Here is a 26970-nt window from a genome sequence, read left to right on the forward strand (position 1 = left end):
AACGTAGCTCTCAGCATCTCGGGAGAAACCCAGTGTTCCGGGGGCACGTACATCCTGGTGAATGCAGTATCCAACTGGCACACTTCAAAGCCCACCCTGTGAACTAAGGCGACCAGTGTTTCGGGGGTGAAGTGCCAGCGGTGATATCTAGGCTGCAGTGCCGGCCAAGCGGGTCCCTGATTTGCCGCAGCGGCGGACGCCAAGTTTGGTACCTCTAAGGCCAGATATCCGCCGCCTCCGAGTACCTGGCGTACCCGCGTAAGGAAGCGGCGAGGATCCTCCACGTGTTCAAAAACGTGGAAACCGCAGACAAGGTCGACCTCGGTGTCGAAGGATGATTCTTCGAAGGTTCCAGTCCGACAGTCAACCGCAAGGTCTCGTGTGGCGTACTCCACAGCTTCACCTGAGGGATCGATTCCAAATGCCGCGATTCCACGCTGAACGGCGGCCTCCACGAAGAATCCCCCAGCGGCTCCGACCTCAACCAGGGAGTGCGCGTCTAAATGGCTCAATATCCAGTCAAGCCGGCGACGAGCAATGAAACGCCACAATGGAGCCCGCTCGAAGTATCGCGAGTACCCTCCACTCTCGTAGTACTCAGCATCGTAGAGATCGGGTTGCGATGGTTCGGCAACAGCCAACCGAGTTGAGACTAAGCCACACCCGTCGCACTCTTCGATCACGTCTCCCCACGTGGGGTTCAGGCGACGCTCCATTGCTCCGCAGAGTGGACACGAACGCTCGACGACTTCAGCGGACTGCATCTGAGGGAACTCCGGTTGAGGAAGGCGAAGATCCTGTGGCACTACTCATCACGGCCTGAACAAGACTTAGGTGAGATGATCCGCGCAACCATTCGATCAATCCCAAAATCAGGAGGCTGGCTGCAACAACCAAGACGGTTCCACTCCCGAGGGCAAGGACCGTCACAGCGCTCGATAGCCGACCAGAGAAATGGATTTGTCGGGCGGCCAGGGCCATTGTCACGCCGGCCAGTGCCGACGACACGAACGGGATGCCAATGGCTCGCCACAAGAGGGCCGCTGGACGGTCTGGGTCGCGATGAAAGCGTGCCAGCAAGTAGACGATCCCTAACGCGCCCGCCAGAGACGTGCCGACGGGTGCTCCGATCGGACCCACGATAATTACCGCTGGCACAGTAATGGCAACGTTGGCTATCGCCGTGATAACTGAATAGCGCGCTGGTATACCCGGCCTACCCTCTGCCCAACAGAGAGTCGTTGCTGCGCCCCCAACTATGGCCAGAGTGCATCCGGGGACCAGTATCGTCAGGGTCTTTGCGGCGAAAGGGATCTGGCGCCCTAGCCAAAGCTCCACGAGGGGGCGGGAACAGACTATGAATACAGCTCCGGAGGTAAACGAGAATACCGCCAAGCGGTGGGTGGCCCTGTAATACAGCGCGGTCAACTCGTCCCGCTTTCCCTCTGCGACGAGTTGCGCTGCTAGGGGGAATGTGGTCGACAACGCCAAGAAGGGCAGCAGCCGAAGCCCGTTGACCAACTTTGATCCGAGATCGAACCATCCTGCGGTGGCCGCTCCCGCGATCCCTCCTACTACAAGTCGGTCTGTGTCGTTGTTGACGACGCTTGCGACATTCGAAACTTGCACTCTCGTGCCGTAGGCCAATAGCGGGTGCAGACGATGGCGAGGAAACCCCTTGAAACGGGATCTGAACGCCGCGCCATGACGCAGTGAGCGGCTTCGCAGGAGAGTCGCCTGCAGCGAACTCCCTGCGACCGCGACCATCCCCAAGCCCGGGAGTCCTTTGCTCAAGATGACCGCGAACGCGTCTCCGAGTGCAATGACCACAGCGGCCACCGTCGAAATCGCTGCGACGTCCGAGAAGCGTCTCTTCCCCTCGAGAACAGCGCGCCACGGGGCCGCGAAGGCGTCGATAGCAAAGGACGTAATAACGAATAGAGCGCAATAGCGGTAATCCGATCCGACTCCCAATCGCGGAACTAAGTCGGCCAGTACGGGCCATGTGGCCACGGTCAGCACCATCAATAGACCTGCGATTGCCAAACCCCAATACCTGACAAGCTTGAGCGCAAGAATGGCGACCGTCGGATCCGAAACTTCAACAGTCCGAGCCACCTCTCGGACCGCCGTCTTGGAGAGGCCGAGGTCAGCGAGACTGACCAGAGCAACCAATCCGGAAATGATCGACCAAGTGCCGAAACGGGCAGCACCCAAGCGCGATAAGAGAATCGGCGTTACGGCGACCGCTGCTAACAGGCCGCTGATCCGGGCAGCCGCCAACGCTGCGGTGTTGGCAGCAATCCCTCGTGCTACAGCGGCGCCGCTTCTGCCAACCCGAGATTCGGCCAAGTTATCGACCTTGAAAACGCAGGATGCTCGACAAGGTCATCAATCCGATCCTTAGATCGAGCCCGAGAGACTGGTACCGCATGTAATAGAGGTCGCGCTCAAGTTTTCGGGTCGCCTCGTCGAGCGACGAGCTGTACCCTTCGTGCACCTGCGCCCATCCGGTGATGCCGGGCTTCACGATGGTACGTTTATCGTAGAAGGGGATCAGTTTGCGGTAGATCTCAACCCACTGAGGACGCTCCGGCCTCGGCCCGATGAGCGATAGATCGCCCCGGATGAGGTTCAGCGCTTGCGGAAGTTCATCGACACGGCACCGGCGAATGACGCGGCCAACCGCGGTAACACGTTCATCTTTATGGCGGGCGAACTGGGGCCCATCCTGCTCTGCCGTGGTGGACATGCTGCGGATCTTGTGCAGCGTGAAGACCTTGCCATGCTGGCCCACTCGCCGCTGCGAGAAGAACAGCGGTCCTCTGGAATCGAGTTTTACTGCGACGGTGATGAACGGCAGCAACACCAACAAGACGACGCCGGCAGCCACGCCGAAGACTAGATCCACGATTCGCCTCGCGAAGCGATACCCGAGACGATGAAGCGGGCCGATATCGAAAACAAACCATGACCCATCGAGGCTCCCAAGGCGCACCCGGCTCAATTCTTCCTCAAAGAAGTGGCCAATAGAGGAGATCCGGGTTCCGTACTCATTGATCCGCGCGAGTTCGATTAGGAGTCTTTGATCGCCACGTACGCGATCTCCGACCACGAGCTTTGTCGGGCGCACCATCTTGCACCACGAGACCAAGTCGCCGGTGACCACCACGCCTCCCCGGTCCTTAGTCAGATCAACGCACTCTGCTCTAGTCAACGAGAGCCTGCTTGTCCCCACCTCCTTAAAGGCCGCCAGGACTTCCTCGAACTCTTCAGGTGCTGAGACCACAGCCACCTGGTTTTGGACCCGCCGCGAGCTGCTGGCCCGGTCGGCCAACGCGGCCGCTAGTGGCCTAAGGAGGAGCATCACTAGGGCAACGGACCCAAACAGGATCCGTGACAGACTTCGATCAACGAAGAACGCACCGGCTGACACCAAGACGGTCGCCCAGAAGACCGTCTTCATCGAAACGACGAACTCTTCGACGTAATTCCAAGCACGACGCACGTGTGTCGCGTCAATGACTGCGGCGATTGTCAGATATGCGGCCGCAAAGTAGACCTGGGAGGGACTGAAACCCCGATGTATCCGGCTGAATATCCCCAAGCCTGTTGCAACTGAGATCAAGTCGCTGGTCAGCCGCGGAACAACTCGGAGGGTTCTGAGACGCACCTCCTGAGACGGAGGAATGGATGCGATGGTTTGCATCTCGTGAGCCCCAGCGGCGAACCCCGTGACGCCGTCGTCCCTCATCTCCGAATCCAAATCGTAGGCACGTCGATCGGACTTCATCTGCCAGAGCATTTGGCCATCTCTATTCCGTTACTAACGAACGCAGAGCCCGCCCCTGGTAAGCGCGAATCGCATCAACGATGCACTTAAGTTGCCGGTCAACAAAACCGTACCCAAAAGCCCCATCAGCCAACAACGAATCCACCGACTGCATCGTGTTGCGGCGGGGATGTAATTCGGCCATGTCAAACCGCACGCAACGTCAACGATCTTCTCGCGCCGCGCACTTCGCAATTTTCTTCATTACGTTGACCTCGGCCGCGGTGGGAGTTCGGTCCGCGCAACGATCATTGTCGTTGCGTCCGTTGGGGCCGCCGCGAAACTGACGGAATCTCGCTGACCCGCGTGCCGAGTTAATGTCGTTCTACTGAGGGCAGAGTCTGCCCTTTCCCCGCGCGTAGCTTTCCACCCACCCATGAACTATCCATTGCCGCTGAACGCACCGTAGCAGAGGACCATACGGCCAACAACGATCCTTCGTGTTTCGTTAGATTGCCAAGCGTTGAGCGAGCACGATGAGCCACGCGGGGCGCTTGACACAAGTCTGTCGTGGCACGAAGAACCTTCTGGATATGCCCTACGACAACGTGCGCGATCTGTCAGACGTCGGCGAACCTCCCGCAGAGCAGCGTCTCTCATTGGCGCAATTGCTGTCTCTTCGGCCGTCGCCGGGGCGCTTGCTAACTGCCACCCCACGGGGAACGCCGCACTCGATCCGCTTTACACCGCCTTGCTTGCTGGCGTCCTGACAGTCGTCGCGAGCACTTGCAACCGCGCAACCATCATTGTCACTGCGTCGGTCGCAACTGCGTTGTCACGCGGCTGGCTGATCATCCCGGCGGGTCTGGCGCTGGGCTCCTCCGTCGCCTACAGCTTTCTTCGTCGCTCTTATCGCCGCATCTCGGCGGTCATCGGTGCCGTGGCCATCCAAGTCCTGCTCAGACTGCCATCGGTCGGATTTCACGGACTAACCGCCCTTGTTGCAGGCGCAGCCTTCGCCTTCGTGGCCGCATCGAGCTACCGGCATCTCACCCTTCGCTGGCGCCGGATCATGTCTCGGTCAGCAATCGGACTTGCCACTGCAGCTGTAATCGTGACCCTTCCTTTGCTCGCAGGTGCCCTGCTGGCCCGGCACGCTGCATCCCGAGGGGTGAGCCTCGCGCAGCAGGCCCTCACAGCGGTTGAAGGGGGAGACGCAGCCTCCGCGACCACGCAACTGGATTCCGCAATGTCGGCACTCCGCGCCGCCCATTCGCGCACCGGAGAATGGTGGACTGCCGGAGCACTCCTGGTTCCCGGTGCTGCCCAGCAACGGAGAGCGATCGCTGGCGCGACCGGGGCAGCGTCTGCGCTCACATCCGTCGCAAGCCGAGAAGCCCGGGGGCTCGACTATCACGGCCTCAGCTATGACCATGGGCAGGTCAATATGGCGGCTCTTGCCGCCATGGGCGGACCGATCGCGGCCTTGAACTCCCAACTTTTACGAGCGCAAGCTGACCTCGCCCACAGCGGATCCGAATGGCTCGTTTCACCGGTGGCCACGCGGTTCCGCCATTTTTCGACCGAAGTGCAGAAGGTCGAGCGCAACGCCAGCCTTGGCCAGCTGGCGGTCCAGGACGCCCCCGGCCTCCTGGGCGCCGCGGGTCCACGCCAATACTTCGTGGCATTCATGACACCCTCAGAGACTCGAGGGCTGGACGGCTTCGTCGGCATCTATGCGCTCATGACTGCCGACCAGGGCAGATTGACCCTCGGCCACGCGTCGACGATCCTCACTCTCGACAACGCTCTAGGAAGCCATCCTCCCCTCGTAACCGGCGTTCCCGAATACCTCGCCCGCTACGGAGCATTCCACCCAGAGTCGCACTTCCAGGATGTCACCTACTCACCTGACTTCCCGACGGTCGAGCGCGTCATCGCGCAGATGTACCAGAACACCACGGGCCGCCCGATTGATGGGGTGTTCGCTCTCGATGGCGACGCCGTCGCAGCGCTACTGCACTTCACCGGCCCGCTGAACGTGAAGGGACTGCCGTTCCCTCTGACCGCCGACAACGCCGGCGACGTCCTCCTGCGGCAGCAGTACACGCTGTTCCCCAACAAGGTCCAGCCGTCACGGGATGCCTTCTTGGCTGACGCCGTCGACGCTGCCTTCTCCCGCCTCAACGCGGGTTCGCTCCCTGGACCCAAGGAGTTGGGCGCCGTCTTGGGCCCCGAGGTGCGCCAGGGCCGTCTCTTGCTGTGGACCGGTCACCCCGCCGACTGGCCACTGCTTCAGCGTGCCGGACTCGCCGGCGGCTTTCCCAAGCGTGGACGGTCAAGCGACCTGCTGGCGGTGACGATGGCCAACGCCGGCAACAACAAGATCGACGCCTACCTGCGGGAGCACGTCGACGACCAGGTGACCTACAACCCCGCTTCCGGGCACGTCTCGGGATCGGTCACCATCCAATTCGAGAACACCGCTCCGTCGTCAGGTCTCCCCGACTACGTCATCGGGATCAATTCAGGCGCGCCCTACCCCCGGGGCACCAACGACATGTGGCTATCCGTTTATAGCCCATTCATACTCACCGACTCGTCTGTGAACGGCACACCGGTCGGCTTCTCGCCCGGCATCAAAGAGGACGGCGTAACCGCCTACTCCGCTTTCCTCGCGATACCGGCGGGCGGGACCTCCACCCTCAGGCTCAACTTCGACGGATCGCTGCGCCGTGGCTCGAGCTACGGGATGACCCTGCGAATGCAGCCACTGGCCGTTGCGCCGACTGCGGATGTTCGGGTGTCCACCAGTTCCGGGTCATCCGGCACGGCGTGGTCTACCGATGAGAGTGCCGGGGAGGTCCAGTCACGCTCCTGGCGGTTCAGCAGCTGATCAGGACCAGTTACTGCCCCGACGCCGCCGGCTAGCGAGCACCAGGAGACCACCGACGCCGACCGCTCCTGCACCCAACCCGGTGAGAATGTTTACCTGAGTACCCGTGATGGGAAGCAGCCCGCCGCCCTTCGCGGTACCTGCGGAAGCCGGCAGATGAGTCCCAAGTGGGGGTATCGCGCACGGGGCGCTGTAGAAGGCGGCGAGCACGATCCCCGACTGGCCGCTCCGGAACGCTGCCGGGCAGGGGTTGGGGTTGGTGGTGGCCAGCGGCAGCACGAAGTTGGTGGATCCAGAGTTGCCGCTGACCGTTCCGGTCCCGGTGAGCGTGTGCTGACCGGCGGCCAGTCCCCCAGGAAGGCTGAGGATCGTGCTGATCGTGCCCGAAGCCGTGCTTGTCGTCGCCCCTACGCTCTCGCCTTGCGAGAACACTTCGAACTGCACCGTCTCGCTGGGGCCGTATCCGCTCCCGCTCACCGTGAGGGTTGCCTGCCCGTTGGGCTGCTGCAAAACAGACGCGGACACCGATGCAGTTCCTCCGCCGGGTCCGTACGCCCATGCGTCTGAAGAACCGACAATCGCAAGCATCACGGCACCTGTTGCGAGGATCAGCCAGCCGAAGATTCTGATGCGCCTGATCATGACGTTCGCTTCTCCTCTCTGCCGCTACCCGTTCGCTGCCACGCCGACCACGGGCTTGTTCAGGACGCAGTTGCCCTTCGATCCGTAGAACCCGGCGTCACCGAAGTTGAAGATCCCACCGTCAGAGGCGACTAGCCAGTAACCGCTTCCGTGGAAGGTTGCCGCCATCCCGACCACCGGCTGGTTCAGACGAATCGCTCCGGTCGACCCGAAGAAGCCTGCATCCCCGAAGTTGAAGATCCCACCGTCAGAGGCAACTAGCCAGTAGCCCTTCCCATCGTTCGTCGAAGCCATGCCAACGACGGGCTTGTTCAGGTGGCTCGCTCCCATCGATCCGAAGTACGGAACACCAAACGTGAAGATGCCGCCGTCCGCCGCAACCAACCAATAGCCGCCGCCTGGAGCGGCCGCCATCCCGACAACCGGTTGGTTCAGATGGCTGGCGCCCATCGACCCTTGGAACTTTGCATCTCCAAACGTAAAAATTCCTCCGTCGGAGGCGACGAGGTAGTACCCCTTGCCATCAGGCGTTGCGGCTATACCGACGACAGGCCTGTTGAGATGCGAACCACCCATCGACCCCATGAACGCCGCGTCACCGAAGTTGAAGATTCCGCCGTCGGAAGCGACGAGCCAGTAACCGTGACCGTCGGGTGTCGCCGCCATACCGACGACCGGGGCGTTTAGATGGATAGCCCCCGTGGATCCGAAGTACGGCGCTCCTCCAAAGTTGAAGATTCCGCCGTCGGAAGCGACGAGCCAGTAACCGCCGGTGCCCACGTTGTTGAGGGCCGCGCGTGCAGCAGTGGGATTAACCGAAAGAACAAGTCCTAGTGCTGCGACGGCGCTAAGGATCAGACCTACAGCAATTCTCAACCTTCGCAACTTTCCCTCCCTCCCGGTAGCGGGTGTGTCGCGTCAGGGCTCCTACCCCAAAAACGTTTCGTGTTTAGCAGCACACGTTTACCCGCGCAACGCTTTCCGAAACGCGTCTTCCACTAACGAAGGCATGGATACATCACGAACGCTCCGAGCCCTTCTGGTATTGCTTCGACGAATGATCATTGCGGTCCGAGCGACACTGGCACGCCCAAAAAATGTGGTGAAGTTCGAACACCTGTTCGATAGACTACCACCATGTGCGACGACCCTGCATCAATGTCCGTCGATGAACTCGAGAAGGAGCTGTGCAGCCTTTCGGCCCGGATGGCAGAAGCAACTTGCGCTTTCCTCATGGCAGCCGGCGAGTTCGACCGCCGGCGGGGATGGGAGCCCTGGGAGTGCCACGACATGGCGTCGTGGCTGTCCTGGAAGTGCGGCATCAGCCCGGTGACCGCCCGCGAGCAGGTCCGAGTGGCGACCTCGCTGGGCAGCTTCGCCTTGGTGCGGGAACGCTTCGCCACCGGCCAGCTCTCCTACTCGCAGGTTCGGGCCATCACCCGGGTCGCCACGGCGGAAACCGAGGAGCAGTTGGTGGAAATGGCGGGATATATGACCGCGGCCCAGCTGGAGACCGCCTTGCGCGGCTACCGCAGATCGTCGAGGGCCAGCGACGAGCTCACGGAGAAGCGTTTGACGCGCATGGCGCTGAGCTACAGCTGGGATGACGACGGCAACCTGGTGGGACGGTTCTGCCTGCCGGCGGAGGAGGGAGCGCTCTTCGCCGCAGCGATCGATGCCGCGACAAGCCACGGGGATGTTGAAGCGGCGGATAGGGAAGGTGCGTGGAACCCGCCAGCAGCGGCTCGCGCGGACGCGCTCATGCAACTCGTGTCCGACGGCGCTAACACGGAGGCTTCCGGATCGGACGATGACCGTTACCTGGTCACCATCCTTGTCGAAGAGAAGACGCTCCAATCAGATGATGACGCGACCGATTCCGACCCCGGGGTTTGCCACGTGTCCGACGGCCCGGGGCTGTCGGCCGAAACCGCCCGGCGACTGACCTGCGACGGACCGACCGTCACCATCACCGAAGATTCCGCCGGCAAGGTCGTCGGTGTGGGTCGTCGGACCCGCAGGCCGAATCGTCCGCTCGAGCGGGCCCTCAGGCACCGGGACCATCATTGCCAGTATCCGAGCTGCACACGCCGAGGACACCTTCACGGCCACCACATTCATCACTGGATCAACGGAGGGCTCACAAATCTCGACAACATGATCCTTCTGTGCCACCGGCATCACCGCCGGCTGCACGAAGGCGGCTTCAAGATGGAGCGCTTAAGCGACGGGAGCCTTCGCTTCTTCAACCGGAACGGAGTCGAGGTTCCGGCAGTTCCCGCGCCGCTACCAACGGCGGTTCGCGATTCCGCGGAATCGTGGTCGGTAACGCCATATAGCTGCCAGTGGGACGGCGGCCGGCCGGACTACCCGATGATCGTCGACACTCTCCTCCAGTCCGACGGCCTGTTGGCTGCCACTGCGAGCTGACGGCAACCTCAGCCGCGTCTCTTCTCCTTGGAGTCTTGCTGGACGTTGACGACCGCAGGTTCGACCCGCTCGCCCCCATCGATCAACTCTTCACCGGCGGCGGTCTCAGCGTTCGTCGACCAGGACGTCAAAGTCGGCCGCGCTTCCGCGGAAGCGCGCAGAGCCTCCTGATATAGAAGGTCCGCCGATGCCATCGCCTCGTCGTGCTCGTGGGCAACCTTTCGCAAATCCTCGGCGCGTCTGCGGGCGGCCTGGCGAAGCGCCTCCTCGTACGCTGCGACAGCGAGGCGCAGATCAGCGGCTCGCTTCTCCCCTGCCATCTTGATGGCCTCGGCGCGCTCCATGCCGGCTTTGCGGATGGCCTCGGCGCGAGCAATCGCACTCTCTGCCGCCGCCTCGGCGGCCTTCAGAGCTTCCTCGTGCGCTCGTTGCGCGGCCGCCATCTCCTCCTGGTAGGCCTCCTCGACGGTGCGCGCCGTTGCAGCCTCGGCCGTCGAGAGCGACCGGCCGTAAGCGGACTCGGCCTCTCGTAGCGCGGACGCTCGCGCCGATTCCGCTCCTCTGAGTGCTTCGTCGTGTTGAGTCGAGACCCGTCTCAAGGCCTCCGCCCGACTGACCGTCGCAGCCCGAACCACCTCGGCCCTGGCAACCGTGGCCGCTCGCAGGGCTTCTGCTCGATCCCGCTCGCTGTTAGCCACCTCCTCGGCCACTCTCAACGCCTCGTCGTGAACCTGCTCGGCCACGCGGAGCGCCTCGTCCTCGGCGCCCACGCCCGCATCGAGTCGGACAACGTTGCTCGCCAATCAACCCACCTCCAGACGCTCCGATGCGAACTCCGCCTCAACAGGTTCGCCACCCCATTCAAGGCCCCACGAGTCCCGCCGGCAAGGGCCTCTCGTAGGCGCACGATCTCGGCCTGCTCCCGGTGCCCCCGCGCCCTGATCTCGTTCGCCGCGGGGAATGGAGCAGCGGGCGTCGAAGAGATGTTCCGTGTCGGCATCCCGATCGACCCGCGCGGAACGAATCCTTTTTGCTGCGTGCCTGACTTTGGCTCTGAGTCCGCTCCTGTCGGGTCTGGCCGGCGTGGGCAAAGGAGCTCAGGCCTCTCCGGTCCCCACCTGTTCGGTTCCACCACCCTCCGGCTGGCGGGCCGTCCTGCAAACCGCCGGCCGGACGGTCCTGCGCTGTCCTGGGTCGCTGCCCGATTCATCGCGACCGGCGGGCACGGACATGTTGCCGGGCATCGACCACATCGTGGTCTTAATGATGGAGAACCACACCTACGACAACCTGCTCGGGATGCTCGGGAAGGGCGACGGGTTCACTCTCGGGCCGGGCGGCCAGCCGACGGCCACCAACCCCTACCCGGCAGGAACCGCCTTTCCCGACGGGCACGTCCAGCACGCCTTCCACATGCCGACCACGTGTCAGCTGAACTCGCGGCCGAGCCAGGAATGGGCGGCGAGCCACAACGCTTACGACAAGGGGCGCAACGACGGATTCGTCAGGACACCGATCAGCCCCGCGACCAGCGAGATCGTCGGCGGGGTGGCGATGGGGTATTGGACCGGCCAGGATCTGCCGTTCACCTACAGCCTTGCGTCGCTGTTCCCCATCGGCGACCGGTGGTTCTCTTCGGCCCTGGCGCAGACCGACCCTGAAAGACGGTTCCTAATCGCCGGGACGTCCTCGGGGATGACCGACGACATCGGCACGGGGGCAGGCAACGCTGTTCCCGATGCTGGTCTCTTGGTGCCAGCCCCGACGGTGTTCAACGAACTGGATACCTTCGGGATCAGCTGGGCCGACTACGCCGACTCATATCCGACCGGCGCGACGCCGAACCTCTACCCCACGACAACCGGGGCGACCGAGGCAATCCACAACAAGCCGTTCACCCGGTTCTTCGTCGACGCTGCCTCCGGAACGCTGCCGTCGTTTTCTCTTCTCGACGAGAACTTCGGCACGCAGTCGCAGGAGAACCCGCAGAACATCGTCCTTGGGGAGCAGATGATGGCCCAGGTCGTGCACGCGATCGGAGCATCGCCAGACTGGCCGTCGACCCTTCTTGTCATTACTTATGACGAAGGTGGTGGCTACTACGACCATGTTCCTCCACCACCCGCACTAGCTCCCGATCTAATCCCTCCCCAGGTCCAGCCCACCGAGTCGACCTACGAAGGCTTCGCCAGGTACGGGTTCAGGGTTCCGGCGATCATCGTCTCGCCGTATGCCAGACCCGGGTTCGTCAGCCATGTCCTCCACGACGGAACGTCGATCCTGGCGATGATGGAGGAGAAGTGGAACCTTCCCGCCCTCACCTGGCGAGACGCCAACGCCAACGATCTGACCGACTTTCTAAAAATGGACGCGCTCGCGCGCCACAAGCCGACTTTCCCAACCCTGCCGCCATTGGGATCGCCCGCGGTGGACCAGGGTTGCCCGAACGCGACAATCCCGCCGGCGAGTTCGATCTCTTCAAGCTAGGCGAGGCCCGCAACGGGAAACGAATGACCGCCAGCCGATCGCTACGATGACGACTCAGAAATCCAGGCGTGAGGTGGTTCACTCGGAAGCACTGGTTGGTCAATGAACCGCAAGGGTCCCGTCCGCCGTCTCCCTCGGCTCGATGACGAGGAGTTGACGGAGCTCGACTCGTTGGACGACGAGGATGACCGCACCAGTGCCCTCGTCACTGGCGACTTCACTGGGGCGGACTTCTCAGACCTGACTCTTCGAGAGTCTCGTGTTACCGGTGCGACGCTGACAGGTAGCCATCTGCTGCGCGCCACCTTCATCGACTGCCTGGTCGCCGACTCTGACCTGTCCGGCGCGGTGTTGGGGGGATGCCAATTCGAGCGCGTCGAGTTTCAGCACTGCCGGCTCTCGGGTGTCCAGGCCCAAGGAACTCGATTTACCGACGTGGCAATGCTCGACTGCAAGATCGACGGCGGCAATTTTCGGATGACGGTGTGGGAGCGCAGCGAGCTTTGCGATTCGAACCTCGTGGAGTGCGACTTCTACGGCGCGCGGCTTCCCGGGAGCCGCATCCACGGTTGCGACCTCTCCAATGTCGAATTCTCCAAATGCGACCTTGCCGGAAGTCGCCTCCAGCGGTCCCACCTGGAAGGCATCCGCGGTGGCGACTCACTTCGAGGCGTCACAATCGGCAGTGACCAAGTCATCCCAGCCGCGCTCGCTCTCTTTGCTTCGATTGGCATCGCCGTGGACGACAACGACTAGCCGACTCGGTCGGAATTTCCGCATTTTCCCCTTTTGCGTAGGAGCTAATTCTTCCTCCTACAGCATCGGCGAACACGAGGCGAGTAACCTCCGATCGCCGCGCCTATGGGAGCAAGCTTGGCAAGTCAGGAGGGCGAGACGATGAAGCGACCCGCGGCAGCAGGTGGAGCCCTTCTTTCGGCAGCCTTCGTCGCGTCCGTCCTTGTCGGAGTGGCACCCTCTAGCGCGGTTCCGTCGAACGGCAACGGTCACTACATACATGTCTGCGCCAAGCCGACGCAGGGTCACGCCGCGTGCGACGCCCTCCTCAATACGGACCGTTCACACCGCACCGGGGCACAACCCTTCAGGCACCCCACGACGAGCACCACGAGGGCGTCGACTACCACGTCGGCATCAACGACAACCACTACGGCTCCGAGCACCACCACGTCTACGACGGCTACAACGACGACGACCACGACGACCACAACCACCGTGCCCACTACCACGACGACGTCGACCACAACCACCACGGTCCCCACCACCACGACAACGACGTCGACCACAACCACCACGGTTCCGACGACCACAACTTCGACCAGCACGACCAGCACGACGCTGCCGACGACCACGACCACGACGCCCCCGAATCCTCCGCCGTCGGGATTCGGACCCTCGGACCTCCGGGGCGCCTACGGCCTGGCTCCTTATTCGACCAACGGGACGGGCCAGACGGTCGCCATCGTCGATGCCTACAACGACCCCGGGGCCGCGTCGGACTTGGCCATCTACCGATCCCAGTACAAGCTTCCAGCCTGCGGGACCGGCTGTTTCACCAAGGTCAACCAGAACGGCGTCCAAGGCAGCTACCCGCAGAACGACGCATCCTGGTCGCAGGAGATAAGCCTCGACCTAGATATGGTCTCGGCGATTTGCCCCAACTGCAAGATCCTTCTCGTAGAAGCGAACAGCACCAGCTTCGCCGACCTTGGCGCAGCCGAGAACGAAGCGGTGGCGCTGGGAGCGACTGAAATCTCTAACAGTTGGGGCGGACAGTCATTCCTTGGGACCGATCTCCCGGACAGCAGCTACGGGGGCTACTTCAACCATCCGGGTATCGCCATCACTGCTTCTTCGGGAGACGGTGGCTATACGGGATATCCCGAGTACCCCGCGTCGAGTGACTTCGTCACCTCTGTCGGCGGGACCTCACTCAGCCAGAACGCGAGCGATCCGCGAGGGTGGTCCGAGACGGCTTGGTCTGGAGCAGGCTCTGGGTGTTCCGGCTACAACAACCAGCCTTCATGGCAAGCCAGTCTCAACACCGGTTGCTCGCTGCGCGCGGTCGCCGACGTCTCGGCTATCGCAGACCCGAATACGGGCGTCGCCGTATACGACAGCTACGCGTACCAGGGATTCCAGGGATGGCTGGTCTTCGGCGGCACGAGCGTCGCAAGCCCGATCATCGCCTCCATCTACGCGCTGGCCGGCAACGCCGCGACGGCAACGTCGACAGCCAACAACAACCCCGGCTACGGCTCGTATCCGTACTTGCACCGCAGTTACTGGTCGGGATCGGTGCCGGGCACCCTGAACGACGTGACCTCAGGGTCTAACGGGTCCTGCTCGCCGGCAGTGCAATGCGGCGCTGGAGTGGGATGGGACGGGCCGACCGGTCTCGGCACGCCGTGGGGAATCGGAGCGTTCTGACGCGGGCTCATATAGACGAGTCTCCTCGAGAGCGAGCGAGGAGCATCGAACTCGAAAACGCTGGATGATTTCGGGTGCGTGACGGCGTGGAAGAAGGCGCTCCGGGGCTCGGTGCGCGATCGCCAGGGACGCGGCGATCACGACCACGCCCGCCTCGCAGACGGTGGCGACCATGCTGAGGGTGTCAAAGGTTTCCGGGTGGAAGGCATCCGGACCGAAGGGTATGCCGATGCTTCTCGAAACGAAGTAGAGAGCTATCACCGCCGAGTTGCCGGCAGCGCCTGCGAGGAGTAGACGGCGGTTAGGACGGAGGAAGACGATTGCCGACCATCCGGCCTGAACGATCGACGCGGTCATGAAGAACACCCCGTAGAGAACCCATTCGTGAAAATGCTCGGGACACACCCACGCGTGAACGCCGCTAGAGGCCAAGCCGAGCGCCGCGACCGCAGACTCAGGGCGAAAGAAGCGAGTTATCCGGTAATCCCCCCTTCGCGACCAGTCCATGATCTTGATTACCAAGAAGCTCACTATTGCCGCTCCCGCGACGACGCCGAAGTGCCAAAGCGGGTGGCCGGGAGCTGCCGATGACTTGGCGACACCAAGGATCATTGGGATTCAACTCCTTCGAGCAACGTCGAATCTCTACTGACCAGGAGGCGCTCGATGTCCGCGGCCGGAAGCGGCTTCGAGAACAGATATCCCTGGGCGTAGCGGCAACCAAGGCCCTGTAGGACGACCGCCTGGTTCCTCTCCTCCACGCCCTCGGCGACACTGAACATCCCTAGCGTGTCAGCCAGGCTGAGTATGGTCTTTGTCAACGCAGTGTCGGTCACACCACTGGTTAATCCGTCGATGAATTCCTTGTCGATCTTCAAGATGTCGAACGGAACCTGCCGGAGGTAGCTAAGCGAGGAGTACCCGGTACCAAAGTCGTCGATGGCCAACCTGACACCCAGCTCCTTCAGCTCTTGGAGACGCCGGAAGGCCAGGTCAGTGTCGCGGACCATGACAGCCTCCGTAAGCTCTAGGACCAGCGACTCGGGGTCGAGCCCCGATTCGTCAAGAACGCGTTTGACAGAGTCGACGATTCCGGCCTGCAACACCTGAGTCGGCGAGAGGTTGACCGAAACCTTCAAGTTCCGTCCGCTCAATGAGCCGTTCCAAGCCATCACCTGCTGGCATGCGGTCGCGAGTACGCGGTCACCGATCGACACGATCGTTCCGGTCTCCTCGGCAATCTCGATAAATTCGCTGGGCAGCAGCAACCCACGAGTGGGGTGCTGCCACCGCAAAAGTGCCTCGAGGCCCAACACTTCGCCCGACACCATCTCGACCATCGGCTGGTAGAAGACGACGAATTCATCGCGTTCAACTGCGATCCGAAGTTGCTGGGCGAGCTCTACTTTGTCGACGACCGAAGAGAGCATCTCCATCGCGTAAAAGTCGTAACGAGCCCGACCACTTGCCTTCACTGAGTACATCGCGACGTCCGCGTTGCGCAGCAGGCTCTCGGTGTCGTCCAGCGATGTGTTCATCGCGATGCCGATGCTCGCCCCGACCATGGTGTCCCGACCGCCAATGACGAACGGAACCGAAAGCGCGTCAAGTATCCGATCAGCGACCGCAGCTGCATCGTCTGTTTCATTCAAATCCTCTAGAAGTACGGCGAACTCGTCCCCGCCGAGACGCGCGGCTGTGTCGGCGTTGCGCAAACAGCCTCTGAGGCGATCCGCAACCTCGCAAAGGAGATGGTCACCCGCACTATGACCCAGGCTGTCATTGACGTCCTTGAATCCGTCCAAGTCGATGAACAACACGGCAAGGGCGCCTGGATGCCGGTCCGTCCTGGCTAACGCGTGGGAGACCCGATCCTGGAACAAGGCCCGATTGGGAAGTTTGGTCAGCGCATCTCGGAACGCTTGCTCCTCATTGAGCTTCCAAGCCACCACGCTGGCCGCGCTGGCCGCGAGAACAAAGAAGCCGTGGATCAACGCCCACTCGAGTGGCTCGTTGATGGCCGAGGGGTGGTCATATACAGCTTTGGGATCGATCGCCCCGAACACCCCGTGGTGCACGACGACGAATCCGATCGCCAGGAGGAACGGAAGCCAGTCCTGGTAAAGCGTGAGAATTCCGACAATCACGAAAAAATGGAAATGCATCTCGATCACGCCGCCACTGAGATCCACCAAGACGGCAGATGACGTAACCAACCCAAGAGCGTTCATGGCGGACACGAAGCCCCGTCGACGTGGGTCCGAAGCCGACAACAGTGCGAAGACGGCAATGATCGCGGCATACACGCTCGCCTGACCGATGCTGTATCCGCGTGCCAGGGCAAACACGAGGACTACTGCGATATGAAACCGGAGCAGGTAGGACAACGTTCGGTGCCGAACCCGCCAAACGTCTTCGCTAAGCGATTGTCCCCTCGGCAGCCACTCCAAACCCGAACGGATCCACCGGGACACGGCAGAGACCGCCACTGACCGGCTAAGGCTTCCTATCCACGAGGGCGGATACGCCCGGGCGCTCAACCTCACCCTCGGACATTCGGTACAAACGAGACGGGAGTAAATAGCCATTGCGCGCATTTGTCGATTAGTTGGGGCTCAATGGAAAATCCCGAATTGGCTTCCTACAACGCGTGCTGGAGACCGCCTCGTGCGGGATCGGGCGGCCCTTCTCGCCAACCATCGACAGCAGCTGGGACAGGGGGACGGGCCCAGCAAACAGGTATCCCTGGGCCAGTTGACAGCCCGCTGCATGCACGACCTCTAGCTGGCGTTGGGTCTCGATACCTTCAGCGACGGGCGGAACCGGCTGGGGATGGCGATCGAAGAGGTCCGAGCTACGCCTCGATATGTGCTGCCGCGTGGTCGACCTCGTCAAAACTGCGAATGTCGACAGGCAAGGCGAGACATCGCTGACCGAACTGAGCGACATCCTTCGTCGCGCTTCGAGACCGACCTGGCCACGACGCGAGGACTGCCACGTCGAAGCCCACTTCGGAGAAGGCACGCACAACCGCCCTGCCGACCCCCGCGGTTCCGCCGGTTATGACGGCGACTCCGGGGTGCGAGCTCTACGGATCGCACTCTCCTTGCCGCCTAGCATCCCTCCGACGATCTGCCCGCGTTTGCGTCCTTCGCGCGCACGACGTCACCAACGGTACCAGCCTCGGCCGGAGCCAGCGGATGCTCCGCGTCCGAATCCCCAGCCGGCCAGCCAGAACACGAACACAACCGCCGCGACAACCCATAAGACGTGAACGGCGAAACCGAGGCCGGCGAAAAGAACCGCCAGCAGAAGGATCAACAGGATCAAGCCCATCTTTCCGTCCTCCTCGACGTCTAGAAAGTGCTAAGGCGTTCGACTGCTATCACAATGGTTTGTACCCGCTGTTGTTGCTCAACAACCCGTATCACCGAGCTGGCAGCGAGTCACCCGATCCGATACCTAGCCGCGTCAGCTTCGCGAACTGAGCGTGGAGGCTCGGGGCGCAGTGACCCGAAACCTGCAGTCCCGCGGCGAGGGCGATGCCCGCCGCACGCAGCCACGACGTATAGCCTCCGCAGCGGGTGACGTCTATCTGCAATCAATCGACTGCCCCCGCGGCGACCATCGTTGCGAAGTAATTCTCGGTGTAGCCGTATTCGCCGGCCGTTACATCGAGGGCGAGCCCATTTCGCAGGTGCGCCAATCCGGATAGGTCGTCAGAGGAAACCGGCTCCTCGAACCAAACTACTCCGTATTCATCGGCCGTCCGATGTCCCATGCGGAAAGCTTGCTTGAGGTTGTAGGCACCGTTGGCATCCACGAACGTCGTCGCGGTGCCGTGTAAACAGATCACAGAGTGGCGGGTCGAGCAGTCGGGCTTTTAGATCCCAGACGGCAATGTCCACCGCAGAAATGGCGTGGCCTCCAACGCCTAACCGTCCGATATTGCCGCAAGCGCGGACCATTTCGTCATGCACCCGTCCAACTTCGAAAACCTCCTTGCCGACGACGACGGGTGACAACTCATTCGTTGATGACCATGCTCCATCCGGCGCTGCCATAGGTCCAATCGAGCCCGGTGCGGTCGCCCGCGCTGACTTGCGCCACCACCACGGTGGTCTGTGACCAAGTCAGTGTGCCGTCAGACTCCGGCGTCTCGGTCGGCACCCGGTAAACACTGCTGGTCAGCGAGGAGACCGGCAGCCAGTCCAAGGTGACGTCCCTAGCGGCCGAGAGCGCGCGCCAGCTGGGACTTGTTCATCCTCGAGCGACCCTTCACGTTGCGGTTACGGGCTTCGTTGTACAGCTGGTCATAGGTCGGTCCGCCGGCTCCGCGATGGGACCGCAGACCGCCGCGTCTACCGGAAGAGATGTCCTGGGTGGACGTTCGGCTCGACGACCGGGCCTCCCCGGTGCGGGCACGCTCCTTGTTGACGGTACGAGCCGCAATCGACTTCGCCTCCCGTTCGGAACGGCCTCTCCCTTCGAGACCCTCGGCGATGTGCTCGTATTGCCGCTCCCTCTTTTTGTTCCAGGCGCTTTGTGGCATCACGGAACCCTTCTCGTCACGATTTCCTTCACCTTGGTCCTTCCCGAACGGACCCTCGACCAACCCCCCGAGCTTTTTCGCACAGGGGCGACCCAAGCCGTTTGATCTGCGAACCGAACGGTAATCACCTTCAAGGGGCAGACCACGAGTCGATGACGAGGGGTGGGGTATGGGCGATCGCACGCTGACTGTTAGCGCAGGAGGGCGAGGACGGCTCGGCGGGCCTTGTCAGGATCCGGGTTACCTCCGGTGATGATGTCGGTGTACATGAACGATTCGCCTAGCCGGATGATGATGTAGGCGAGGTCGTCGAGGCCCATGGGGGGATCGAGCCGTCCGGCCGTGAGTTCGGCGGCCAGCATGTCTCGCATCGTTTCGACCAGATGGCCTTGCAGGGCTGAGTTCTTGGTGGTGAGGACGCGCAGTGCGATCTCGGGTTCACGTTCGAGAAATGTGCGAAAGAAGGGTGCATCATGGACGGCCTGTAGGAAGTGGCCGAAAGCGTCGGCAATGCCCTTGCCGCCCCGGCGGCGGGTAGCTCCCCGGGCTTGACGCAGTGTCGGCTCGGCTAGTGACCAGAGGACCTCGCCCAGCAGCTGATCGCGGCTGCCAACCCATCGGTGGAGGGTGACCCGGGTGGTGCCGATCTCATCAGCTAGCGCGCCCATCTCGATCCGTTCACCGGCGATGAACCGCTTGCGGGCTGCCTCAAAGGCGTCCAGGGCGCTCGGCCGGTGAGGTCGATCTGTCGCGAGTTGGCGAGCCAGGGCAGTTTCTAGACGATACATATCGGGATCTGTTGCAGAGATGAGATATTTTCTATAATGTAACACTGCATGGGGATTGACCTCAATGAGGTCCGGCGAGGTATCCGCCGCCGTCAGGCCGTGAGGTACCTGCTCACTGGCGTTCTCGTGGTTCTCTTCCTGCCGGCTGCGGCCGCGCAGGGTGTCGAGAATGCGAGCTACGCGCCAGTGAACCGGCCTGGACCTGCGTTGAGCGTTCCCGCTGAGAACCTGGCCCAGAGCATGCGGTGCACCTCAGATCTGGTCGAGTCCGGCCGGGATCCCATCTTGTTCGTGGCACCTACCCTGGTCAACCCAGACGAGGCCTACTTCGGGTACGAGCGGGCGTTCGACGCCTTGGCCATTCCCTATTGCACCTTGACGATCCCGTTTTTCACGACCGAGGACATCCAGGTAAGCGCCGAATACGTTGTGTATGCGATCCGGACCATCCACGCCCATGCCGGTCGGCGGATCACGCTGCTGGGCTGGAGCCAAGGAGGCGGCCCTGAGCCGCGATGGGCCCTTCGCTTCTGGCCCGACATTCGACCGATGACCGCCAAGCTGGTCGATCTGGAGGCGCCCAACCACGGAACGGTAGTTGTCCACGACCTCTGCCCCGGTGGTATATGTGCCAACCCCTTGTGCTACGGCAGTTGCCCGCCGGCGATATGGCAGCAAGCCGACAACTCCCACTTCACTGCAGCACTCAACTCCGGTCAGGAGACCTTTCCCGGGATCTCGTACACCAACATCTTCTCCCACACCAGCCAGTTTGTGCAGCCGAACCTGAACGGCAACGGGTCGACCTCACTGCATTTCGGCGGGGGAGCTATCGCCAATATCGCGACCCAGGACATCTGTCCGCTCAACGTCGCCGACCATTTGGCCTACTACTACGACCCCGTCGCCTACGCCTTGGTCGTCGACGCGCTCACCCACAATGGGCCCGCCCAGCCAACCCGAATCGACCGGTCGGTCTGTTCGCGACTGGCAATGCCGTACATCGACCCCACCGATATCCCCACTTACACCGCGCACCTGTACAACGCGATCTTCGTCGATCGCTTCCACAACGTGCCTCAGACCACAGCCGAGCCACCACTCAAGTGCTACGTCACTGCGAGCTGTCAAGGGATGTCGCCGAAAAGCCCACGTTGACCGTCTAGTGCCCTTAGGCGCGAGCCACCAAGTTCACGCGACCGGGTTCGCTGCTGCATTCGATGACAGTTAGGCCCTGGTCCTCGACTAGACGAGGCAAGGAGTACGTGTCGTAGAACCGGACGACGCCGGGAACCAGGTGGAAGCACGCCGCGCGTAGCCGCCAGTACAGATTCTGGTAGGTGACCGGTCTTCTCTCTCGGGCCGGAGCGGTGATCATTACGTGCCCGCCGGGCCGAAGGCATCGCCGTATCTCGGCGATGAAGGCTCCGGGATGGGGGAGGTGCTGTACGACGAGGATCGCAAGGACACCCCCGACTGATGCGTCCGCGAAGCGCAACGGCGCTCTGACATCGTGAACGTCGAACTTCGCGTCGATCTTGTCGCGGGCTGCTCGTGTCCGAGCGACCTTGACCATGCGTGGTGACCCGTCGAGACCCACGACGTCATAACCGCGTCTCGCGAGTGCCAGGGCGTGCGCGCCGGGGCCGCAGCCGAGGTCGGCGACAGGTCCGGGCGGTGCGACCACGGTCGCGAGCACTTCTGCGGTCCGCTGGACCAACTCACGGTTAGCTGGCTCGTCGCGTCCCCGTTCCCAGGCTGCGCTCTCACGGTCGTACATGAACCGAAAGAACCAGTTCGGCGCGGGCACGGCGACGACGCTACCCGTGCGGTTGCCATTCCTGCCCCAAGGAGCGGTGTTGTGTTTCACGGAAGACGGCTCACCAGGAGCATTGAAAGGCTGGCACCTAATGCGGGCTCACCCGCTCAGGATGCTGGTTGCGGTGACCGCCGTGCGGGGGGGCCAATGTCTTCATTGCCGACCGCTTCCATCGCCTTGGCTAAGGCGGCGAGGTCGAGTTCCGAAAGGTGGTCCATCACGTGCCTGCGGGCACTTGCCAGGTGCGTGGGCCATGCGCGCTCGAGTCGTTGAAAACCGGTATCTGTCAGAACTGCCATCTGGCCGCGGCCGTCTGACTCGTCCCGGACGCGCTCGACGAGGCCCTGTCTAGAGAGACGGTCGACGACGCGAGTGAGTCCGCCGCTGGTGATCGATAGGTAGTTCGCCAGGTCACCCATTCGGAGAGACCGGTGGGGAGCCTCGGAGAGGTTGAACAGCACCGCGTACTCGGTGAGGTTCAGGCCGTGTGCTTCGAGGAGGTCGTTGTCGAGGACGCGGGGGATCACCAGTACAGCGCGGTTGATGGCGCGCCAGGCGGCCTCCTCCAGCGCCGTTAGGGGCTTGACCTCCGCTGTCGGCTTCGTCGCTGCCACGAACCCAGATTATCTGCTTGACGTAACAAGTATCCGTAATATAGTTGTTTGTACAGACAGCGAAAGGACGGCCATGCTTTCCACCCTCCTCCGTGAAAAGCGTCCCCTGCAGGAACTCGGCCGTTCCCCAGCGCCCGTCCTGGGGCCGGTGGCGTCTCGCGACTGGCGAGCAGCGACGTGGGCGCTGCTGATCGTGGTCAGTGGTGCCCAGCTGCTCGACGGTCTGGACGTGTCGATGGCCGGAGTCGCCATTCCGTCGATCGGCCGGCAGCTCCACCTACCGGCCAGCTCTCTGCAGTGGATCGTGAGCGGCTACGTGCTCGGCTTCGGAGGCTTTCTCCTTCTGGGCGGGCGCACCTCCGATCTGCTCGGACGGCGGCGCGTGTTCCTAACGGCGCTGACGGTCTTTGGTGCCGCGTCGGTGATCGGTGGGTTGGTGAGCAACGAATTCGCGCTCGTCGCCCTGCGCTTCGTGAAGGGGGTTTCGGCCGGGTTCACCGTTCCCGCCGGACTATCCATTGTCACTACTTCGTTCGCGGAGGGTCCGCCCAGAGCGCGAGCCCTAGGGATCTACACGGCGTTTGGGGCAAGCGGTTACACCCTCGGGCTCGTCGCCGGCGGGCTGCTCACCGGGCTCAGTTGGCGAGCGACGCTTATCACCCCTGGACCTGTGGCCTTACTCCTCGTCGCAGCGGGACTTCGCGTCATCCCCTCTTCGACGCGTGAGCGTTTCACGCTGAGCAGCTTCGACTTCGGCGGGGCGGTGACGGGCACTGCCGGTCTACTCCTCCTTGTGTACGGAATTGTCGAGGCACCATCGCATGGTTGGTCGAGCCCCTCCACGATCGGCGCACTCGCCGCGGCGGTGGTCCTGTTCGCACTGTTCGTTCTCTTGGAACGTCGACATCCGAGGCCGCTCCTACGGCTTCACCTGCTTCGATCGGCCTCCCTGGTGCACGCCAATCTCGTCGGAGGGCTCCTGCTGGGCTCGTACGTCGCGTTCCAGTTCATCCTGACGCTGTATGTGCAGAACTCGCTCGGGTGGTCACCGCTCCAGATGGCCCTCTCCTTCGCCCCATCGGGCGTGATGGCCTTCTTCGTGGCGCCGCGCGTAGGAGCCGTCGCGCCGAGATTCGGGACCGAGCGACTGCTGGTCGTTGGTCTCGCCGTCGCCGTCGTCGGCTACCTGCTATTGCTCCGTGTCAGCCCATCGATGCCCTACGTGGAGTTTCTCCTCCCCACGATCATCACAACCGGAACTGCATTCGCCATCGTTTTTCCCTCGGTCAACATCCAAGCCACGGCCCGGATCGCCAACACCGAACAGGGCGTGGCATCGGGCATCGTCAACACGAGCATGCAACTGGGCGGGGCCTTGATGCTCGCGGTCGCCACCGCCGTGCTCGGGACCTCGACGCTTGCGGCCCAGCACCGGCAGCTCCTTCCACACATGGACGCCGCGTTGACCGTCCCCGCCGTCGCAACCGGTCTCGCCCTTGCCGTAACGGTGGCACGTCTCGTCTTAGTAAGCCGCCGCTCCCACGCCGCCATCAACCCGCACGTCATGTCAACAACAACTGGCAACACAACCAAAGCAGAAGTGAAGTAGGTGGAGCACTTGATGGAAAGGTCGGCTTGTTTCGGGTGGGACGAGCATCCCCGGCGGGGCGAACCAGCACATGCTCGACGCGCCACCGTTTCTGTCGACCGGAAGCATGAGCAACCGCCAATTGACAGCCCCAACGAAGGGAGGGCCGCATGATGGCCTACAAAACCAACCAGGATCAGCGAGTCGCGGTCGTGACCGGCGGCGCCGGTGGCATAGGCAGCGCGATCGTCGCCCGGCTCGCGCCTGACCACACCGTGGTAGTCCTCGACCGAACTGGCGATTTCGCGCTCGACTTGGGCGTCGCCGACGACGTTCGCCGGGTGGCGGATCTCGTCCTCGACCGCCACGGCCGATGCGACGTGTTCGTCCACGCGGCAGCGATGTTCGCGTCCGGGCCGCTGGAGAAAATCGATCTCGATACTTGGCGCCAGGTTCAGGCGGTCAACGTCGAATCGGCCCTGCTCCTCACGCAGGCTTTCGTTCCCGGAATGCGCGAGCGCGCCTTCGGCCGGCTGATCTTCATCGTATCCAACACGTTCTGGACTCCACCGGACGGTGACATGCTTCCCTATGTGGCGTCGAAGGGCGCGTTGATCGGAATGACGCGGACCCTCGCCGTCGCACTCGGCGCCGACCGAATTGCGGTGACCGCCATCGCACCGGGACTCACTCGCACCCCGGCGAGCACTGCCCGTTCGGAGGCCGAGTTCTTCGAGACCAGGGCGCGCCAGTCGTTACCCAGAACCCTCATGCCGGACGACACCGCCGCTGTGGTGGCCATGCTCGTCCGCGACGATGCGGAGGCACTCACCGGCCAGACGCTCACGGTTGATGGCGGGCTGGTAATGCGATGAGTGCCACCTCGACCACCAGTCTCGAAGGCTTCCACGCAACAGCCACGGCCGAGCGCGCCGACCGGCTGGTGCGCGGATTCTTCGACGCCGTCAATGCGGGCGACGAAGCCGGCATCGACCAGGCCGTCGCACGATCGTTCTTGTCCTATGACAAGCACGGGGTCCGCAGCCGGACCGGGATAAAGCGCTACCACTCGGAGCTCAACGGGTCCTTCTCGGACCTGCGTTTCGACGTGCACGAGAATATCGGCGTCCTAGTCGAAGGCGATCTGGTCGCACTGCGGACCATGGTGACCGGCACCCATACCGGTGAGTACGCCGGTGTCCCAGCGACGGGCAGCCGCGTGCAGACGTCGGCCTCCCACATCTTTCGCGTCCGCGACGATCAGATCGCCGAACACTGGCCGGTCATGGACACCTACCGGATCCTGGTCGCCATCGGTGCCATCCCCGGAGTCGCGAACGTCTTCCAACGCGAGTACCTCCGAGTGGCCGAATCGCCGGGCGGATTGTTCCAGGAGCGGGTTGGCAGCCAGTTCGGCCCCCCGACCGGGCGACCCGTGACAGGCGAGGAGTCGCGAGCAGTCGTGCGCCGGCTCTACGACGGTGTGATCGCGACGGGTCGTCGCGAGGACTCCGACATGGTGGCTGACGACTACATCCAGAACTCGGGTTGGACGCCTGACGGCCGTGCCGACTTCGAAAGCGCGATCGCAATCAGTCGCAGCGCGGCACCGGACGGCCGAGCTGTGCAGACACACATGGTCGCCGAGAACAACCGGGTCGCCTCCAGGAGCGTGTGGGACGGCACGCTGCCGGGCGGCGGACCCGTTGACTTCACGACGCTCGACTTCTTTCGGATCGAGGACGGGCTCATCGCGGAGCACTGGGAGTCTGTCGATTGGACACGTGTCTACCAGTCCTTTGGACTGCTCAACGAGGAGGTGAACGATGCCTGAAGCTTCGACCGCAGCGATCGTCGGAGTCGGCAACATCGGAAGGGCCCTGGCCCGAGACCTGAGCCGGGGCAGTGACCCGATTGTTCTGGCTGGCCGCGACGCAGCCGATGCAAAAGCTCTTGCGGACGAACTCGGACCGCTTGTACGTGCAGCGTCAGTAGAAAACGCGATCGCGGACGCTGACGCCATCGTTTTCGCACTGTGGCTTGACGATATGAAGGAAGTGATCCCGCGCCACAGGCGCTTGCTCGAGGGAAAGGTCGTTGTGGACCCGTCGAATCCGGTCAGCTTCGCCACGGGCAGCCCGGTGCGTACGCTTCCCGAAGGACAGTCCTCTGCCTCAATTGTGGCAAGTCTGCTTCCGCCCAGTGCTCATTACGTCAAGGCGTTTGGAACTCTCGCTGCGCCCTCTCTGGCGGGAGCAGCGCTTCGACAGCCACTCCGCGCCGTCCTGTTTTACGCCACGGACGACGAAGTTGCAGCGACTACCGCCGAGCGTCTCATCCGCGCTGCCGGCTTCGACCCGCTGAAGGTAGGCGGTCTCGATGTCGCTGGCCGAATCGAAATGCCCGGAGGAGACCTTCACCAGTTCGGCCTCAACGGCGAAATCCTCGATCTCGACCAGGCCCGCGCCGCCCTGGCGAGCGGTATACAACCACAATGAATGCCCTCCCCCGAGAGCCGGCCGCAATGGGGGATCGGCTCCTACGCGCCCCGCCACTTCGCTGAGACCGAAAAAGGTCTTTCCGAGAGCGAGCGACGGGAATCGAACCCGCGTTCTCAGCTTGGGAAGGGGCTGACCCACCTGTCACGGACCAAGCTTGGAGGGCAAAAGGGCTGCTCAGCGGCCGTTTCGACTTGACCACGTACGACCGTAACTGACCCCCCATTGCCGCCCGATGTGGCACGACTGTGGCACGGAACCTCGCCCTCGAGGCGTCCCGTCAGTCCGGGCAACGCCTTGATGCGACCGGACCCGGTCATATGATTGGAAGCATGGCTGTGCCGCGCAAGCCGGACCGGGCTACCCATGAAGAACCTGATCTCGATGAACTCGCGGCCCGTGCCGCGCAAGATCCTGCAGCTCGCGCGTTTGTCGA

At 62.8% G+C, this 26970-nt stretch carries 24 protein-coding genes and 1 pseudogene; 10 read left to right on the plus strand and 15 right to left on the minus strand.

From position 1 onward, the window contains the following. Positions 1-750 precede the first annotated feature (750 nt). Complete coding sequence (locus VFZ97_12505; protein ID HEX6394257.1) at positions 751-2352, minus strand: oligosaccharide flippase family protein; 1602 nt, start codon at positions 2350-2352, stop codon at positions 751-753. Between the two features lies 1 nt (position 2353). Then, positions 2354-3805, minus strand: a complete 1452-nt coding sequence (locus VFZ97_12510; GenBank protein HEX6394258.1) for an exopolysaccharide biosynthesis polyprenyl glycosylphosphotransferase — start codon at positions 3803-3805, stop codon at positions 2354-2356. 718 nt (positions 3806-4523) lie between these two features. On the opposite strand from VFZ97_12510, the gene VFZ97_12515 reads away from it, so the two are divergent. Next, complete coding sequence (locus VFZ97_12515; protein ID HEX6394259.1) at positions 4524-6668, plus strand: DUF4012 domain-containing protein; 2145 nt, start codon at positions 4524-4526, stop codon at positions 6666-6668. Here VFZ97_12515 and VFZ97_12520 read toward each other — a convergent pair whose 3' ends face one another. Further along, the gene (locus VFZ97_12520; protein ID HEX6394260.1) at positions 6669-7310 is read right to left on the minus strand and encodes an LPXTG cell wall anchor domain-containing protein; all 642 of its coding nucleotides are present in this window, start codon (positions 7308-7310) and stop codon (positions 6669-6671) included. It lies immediately after the preceding gene. A 24-nt stretch (positions 7311-7334) separates the two neighbouring features. Next, positions 7335-8186, minus strand: coding sequence for a hypothetical protein (locus VFZ97_12525; GenBank protein HEX6394261.1), 852 nt, complete (start codon positions 8184-8186; stop codon positions 7335-7337). Between the two features lie 282 nt (positions 8187-8468). Here VFZ97_12525 and VFZ97_12530 point away from each other — a divergent pair, with 282 nt between their 5' ends. Next, positions 8469-9740 carry a DUF222 domain-containing protein gene (locus VFZ97_12530; protein HEX6394262.1) on the plus strand — a complete coding sequence of 424 codons (1272 nt, stop codon included), beginning with the start codon at positions 8469-8471 and terminating at the stop codon, positions 9738-9740. 8 nt (positions 9741-9748) lie between these two features. Here VFZ97_12530 and VFZ97_12535 read toward each other — a convergent pair whose 3' ends face one another. Then, positions 9749-10543, minus strand: coding sequence for a hypothetical protein (locus VFZ97_12535; GenBank protein ID HEX6394263.1), 795 nt, complete (start codon positions 10541-10543; stop codon positions 9749-9751). Between the two features lie 187 nt (positions 10544-10730). Between VFZ97_12535 and VFZ97_12540 the strand changes: the two genes are divergently transcribed. Next, positions 10731-12227: an alkaline phosphatase family protein gene (locus VFZ97_12540; GenBank protein HEX6394264.1), complete on the plus strand. Its 1497-nt coding sequence runs from the start codon at positions 10731-10733 to the stop codon at positions 12225-12227. A 102-nt stretch (positions 12228-12329) separates the two neighbouring features. Further along, complete coding sequence (locus tag VFZ97_12545; protein ID HEX6394265.1) at positions 12330-12983, plus strand: pentapeptide repeat-containing protein; 654 nt, start codon at positions 12330-12332, stop codon at positions 12981-12983. Positions 12984-13267: 284 nt separating this feature from the next. Here VFZ97_12545 and VFZ97_12550 read toward each other — a convergent pair whose 3' ends face one another. Next, positions 13268-13603: a hypothetical protein gene (locus VFZ97_12550; protein ID HEX6394266.1), complete on the minus strand. Its 336-nt coding sequence runs from the start codon at positions 13601-13603 to the stop codon at positions 13268-13270. 142 nt (positions 13604-13745) lie between these two features. Here VFZ97_12550 and VFZ97_12555 point away from each other — a divergent pair, with 142 nt between their 5' ends. Then, positions 13746-14675 carry a hypothetical protein gene (locus VFZ97_12555; protein HEX6394267.1) on the plus strand — a complete coding sequence of 310 codons (930 nt, stop codon included), beginning with the start codon at positions 13746-13748 and terminating at the stop codon, positions 14673-14675. On the opposite strand, the gene VFZ97_12560 is transcribed toward VFZ97_12555, so the two are convergent. The 7 genes and pseudogenes from VFZ97_12560 to VFZ97_12590 all read right to left on the minus strand — a co-directional run bounded on the left by VFZ97_12560 (position 14571) and on the right by VFZ97_12590 (position 20015). After that, entirely contained in the window at positions 14571-15287 is a 717-nt protein-coding gene (locus tag VFZ97_12560; protein ID HEX6394268.1) for a hypothetical protein, read from the minus strand. The two genes, VFZ97_12555 and VFZ97_12560, sit on opposite strands and share 105 nt — an antisense overlap. Further along, positions 15284-17164: an EAL domain-containing protein gene (locus tag VFZ97_12565; protein HEX6394269.1), complete on the minus strand. Its 1881-nt coding sequence runs from the start codon at positions 17162-17164 to the stop codon at positions 15284-15286. The genes VFZ97_12560 and VFZ97_12565 overlap by 4 nt, the downstream gene beginning before the upstream one ends. 676 nt (positions 17165-17840) lie before the next feature. Beyond that, positions 17841-18011: a hypothetical protein gene (locus VFZ97_12570; GenBank protein HEX6394270.1), complete on the minus strand. Its 171-nt coding sequence runs from the start codon at positions 18009-18011 to the stop codon at positions 17841-17843. Between the two features lie 91 nt (positions 18012-18102). Beyond that, positions 18103-18531, minus strand: a pseudogene (locus tag VFZ97_12575) (enolase C-terminal domain-like protein). Positions 18532-18701: 170 nt separating this feature from the next. Further along, positions 18702-18890, minus strand: a complete 189-nt coding sequence (locus VFZ97_12580) for a hypothetical protein (GenBank protein ID HEX6394271.1) — start codon at positions 18888-18890, stop codon at positions 18702-18704. A 10-nt stretch (positions 18891-18900) separates the two neighbouring features. Beyond that, a complete protein-coding gene (locus VFZ97_12585) occupies positions 18901-19227 on the minus strand; it encodes a hypothetical protein (protein ID HEX6394272.1) in 327 nt (108 codons plus the stop codon). Positions 19228-19418: 191 nt separating this feature from the next. After that, positions 19419-20015, minus strand: coding sequence for a QsdR family transcriptional regulator (locus VFZ97_12590; GenBank protein HEX6394273.1), 597 nt, complete (start codon positions 20013-20015; stop codon positions 19419-19421). A 48-nt stretch (positions 20016-20063) separates the two neighbouring features. Here VFZ97_12590 and VFZ97_12595 point away from each other — a divergent pair, with 48 nt between their 5' ends. Next, complete coding sequence (locus VFZ97_12595) at positions 20064-21173, plus strand: hypothetical protein (protein ID HEX6394274.1); 1110 nt, start codon at positions 20064-20066, stop codon at positions 21171-21173. Positions 21174-21186: 13 nt separating this feature from the next. Here the strand turns inward: VFZ97_12595 and VFZ97_12600 are convergent, their stop codons facing one another. Beyond that, on the minus strand, positions 21187-21825 hold the full coding sequence (locus tag VFZ97_12600; protein ID HEX6394275.1) for a class I SAM-dependent methyltransferase: 639 nt from the start codon (positions 21823-21825) through the stop codon (positions 21187-21189). A 116-nt stretch (positions 21826-21941) separates the two neighbouring features. After that, complete coding sequence (locus VFZ97_12605) at positions 21942-22448, minus strand: MarR family transcriptional regulator (protein HEX6394276.1); 507 nt, start codon at positions 22446-22448, stop codon at positions 21942-21944. A 73-nt stretch (positions 22449-22521) separates the two neighbouring features. On the opposite strand from VFZ97_12605, the gene VFZ97_12610 reads away from it, so the two are divergent. From VFZ97_12610 to VFZ97_12625, 4 genes are all read left to right on the plus strand, one after another. Beyond that, complete coding sequence (locus VFZ97_12610; protein ID HEX6394277.1) at positions 22522-24057, plus strand: MFS transporter; 1536 nt, start codon at positions 22522-22524, stop codon at positions 24055-24057. Between the two features lie 149 nt (positions 24058-24206). Beyond that, positions 24207-24911 carry an SDR family oxidoreductase gene (locus VFZ97_12615; GenBank protein ID HEX6394278.1) on the plus strand — a complete coding sequence of 235 codons (705 nt, stop codon included), beginning with the start codon at positions 24207-24209 and terminating at the stop codon, positions 24909-24911. Further along, a complete protein-coding gene (locus tag VFZ97_12620) occupies positions 24908-25870 on the plus strand; it encodes an ester cyclase (GenBank protein HEX6394279.1) in 963 nt (320 codons plus the stop codon). The genes VFZ97_12615 and VFZ97_12620 overlap by 4 nt, the downstream gene beginning before the upstream one ends. Beyond that, positions 25863-26534: an NAD(P)-binding domain-containing protein gene (locus tag VFZ97_12625; protein HEX6394280.1), complete on the plus strand. Its 672-nt coding sequence runs from the start codon at positions 25863-25865 to the stop codon at positions 26532-26534. Before VFZ97_12620 ends, VFZ97_12625 begins: the two co-directional genes overlap by 8 nt. Positions 26535-26970: the final 436 nt, after the last annotated feature.

The sequence above is a fragment of the Acidimicrobiales bacterium genome, from assembly GCA_036378675.1.
Taxonomy (GTDB): Bacteria; Actinomycetota; Acidimicrobiia; order Acidimicrobiales; family Palsa-688; genus DASUWA01.

Excerpts from the sequence above, each read along its gene's own strand:
- VFZ97_12510 (HEX6394258.1), bottom strand. The coding sequence starts at position 3,805 with ATGCTCTGGCAGATGAAGTCCGATCGACGTGCCTACGATTTGGATTCG.
- VFZ97_12520 (HEX6394260.1), bottom strand. The coding sequence starts at position 7,310 with ATGATCAGGCGCATCAGAATCTTCGGCTGGCTGATCCTCGCAACAGGT.
- VFZ97_12530 (HEX6394262.1), top strand. The coding sequence starts at position 8,469 with ATGTCCGTCGATGAACTCGAGAAGGAGCTGTGCAGCCTTTCGGCCCGG.
- VFZ97_12545 (HEX6394265.1), top strand. The coding sequence starts at position 12,330 with ATGAACCGCAAGGGTCCCGTCCGCCGTCTCCCTCGGCTCGATGACGAG.
- VFZ97_12560 (HEX6394268.1), bottom strand. The coding sequence starts at position 15,287 with ATGATCCTTGGTGTCGCCAAGTCATCGGCAGCTCCCGGCCACCCGCTT.
- VFZ97_12570 (HEX6394270.1), bottom strand. The coding sequence starts at position 18,011 with ATGGGCTTGATCCTGTTGATCCTTCTGCTGGCGGTTCTTTTCGCCGGC.
- VFZ97_12585 (HEX6394272.1), bottom strand. The coding sequence starts at position 19,227 with ATGCCACAAAGCGCCTGGAACAAAAAGAGGGAGCGGCAATACGAGCAC.
- VFZ97_12590 (HEX6394273.1), bottom strand. The coding sequence starts at position 20,015 with ATGTATCGTCTAGAAACTGCCCTGGCTCGCCAACTCGCGACAGATCGA.
- VFZ97_12595 (HEX6394274.1), top strand. The coding sequence starts at position 20,064 with ATGGGGATTGACCTCAATGAGGTCCGGCGAGGTATCCGCCGCCGTCAG.
- VFZ97_12610 (HEX6394277.1), top strand. The coding sequence starts at position 22,522 with ATGCTTTCCACCCTCCTCCGTGAAAAGCGTCCCCTGCAGGAACTCGGC.
- VFZ97_12615 (HEX6394278.1), top strand. The coding sequence starts at position 24,207 with ATGATGGCCTACAAAACCAACCAGGATCAGCGAGTCGCGGTCGTGACC.
- VFZ97_12620 (HEX6394279.1), top strand. The coding sequence starts at position 24,908 with ATGAGTGCCACCTCGACCACCAGTCTCGAAGGCTTCCACGCAACAGCC.
- VFZ97_12625 (HEX6394280.1), top strand. The coding sequence starts at position 25,863 with ATGCCTGAAGCTTCGACCGCAGCGATCGTCGGAGTCGGCAACATCGGA.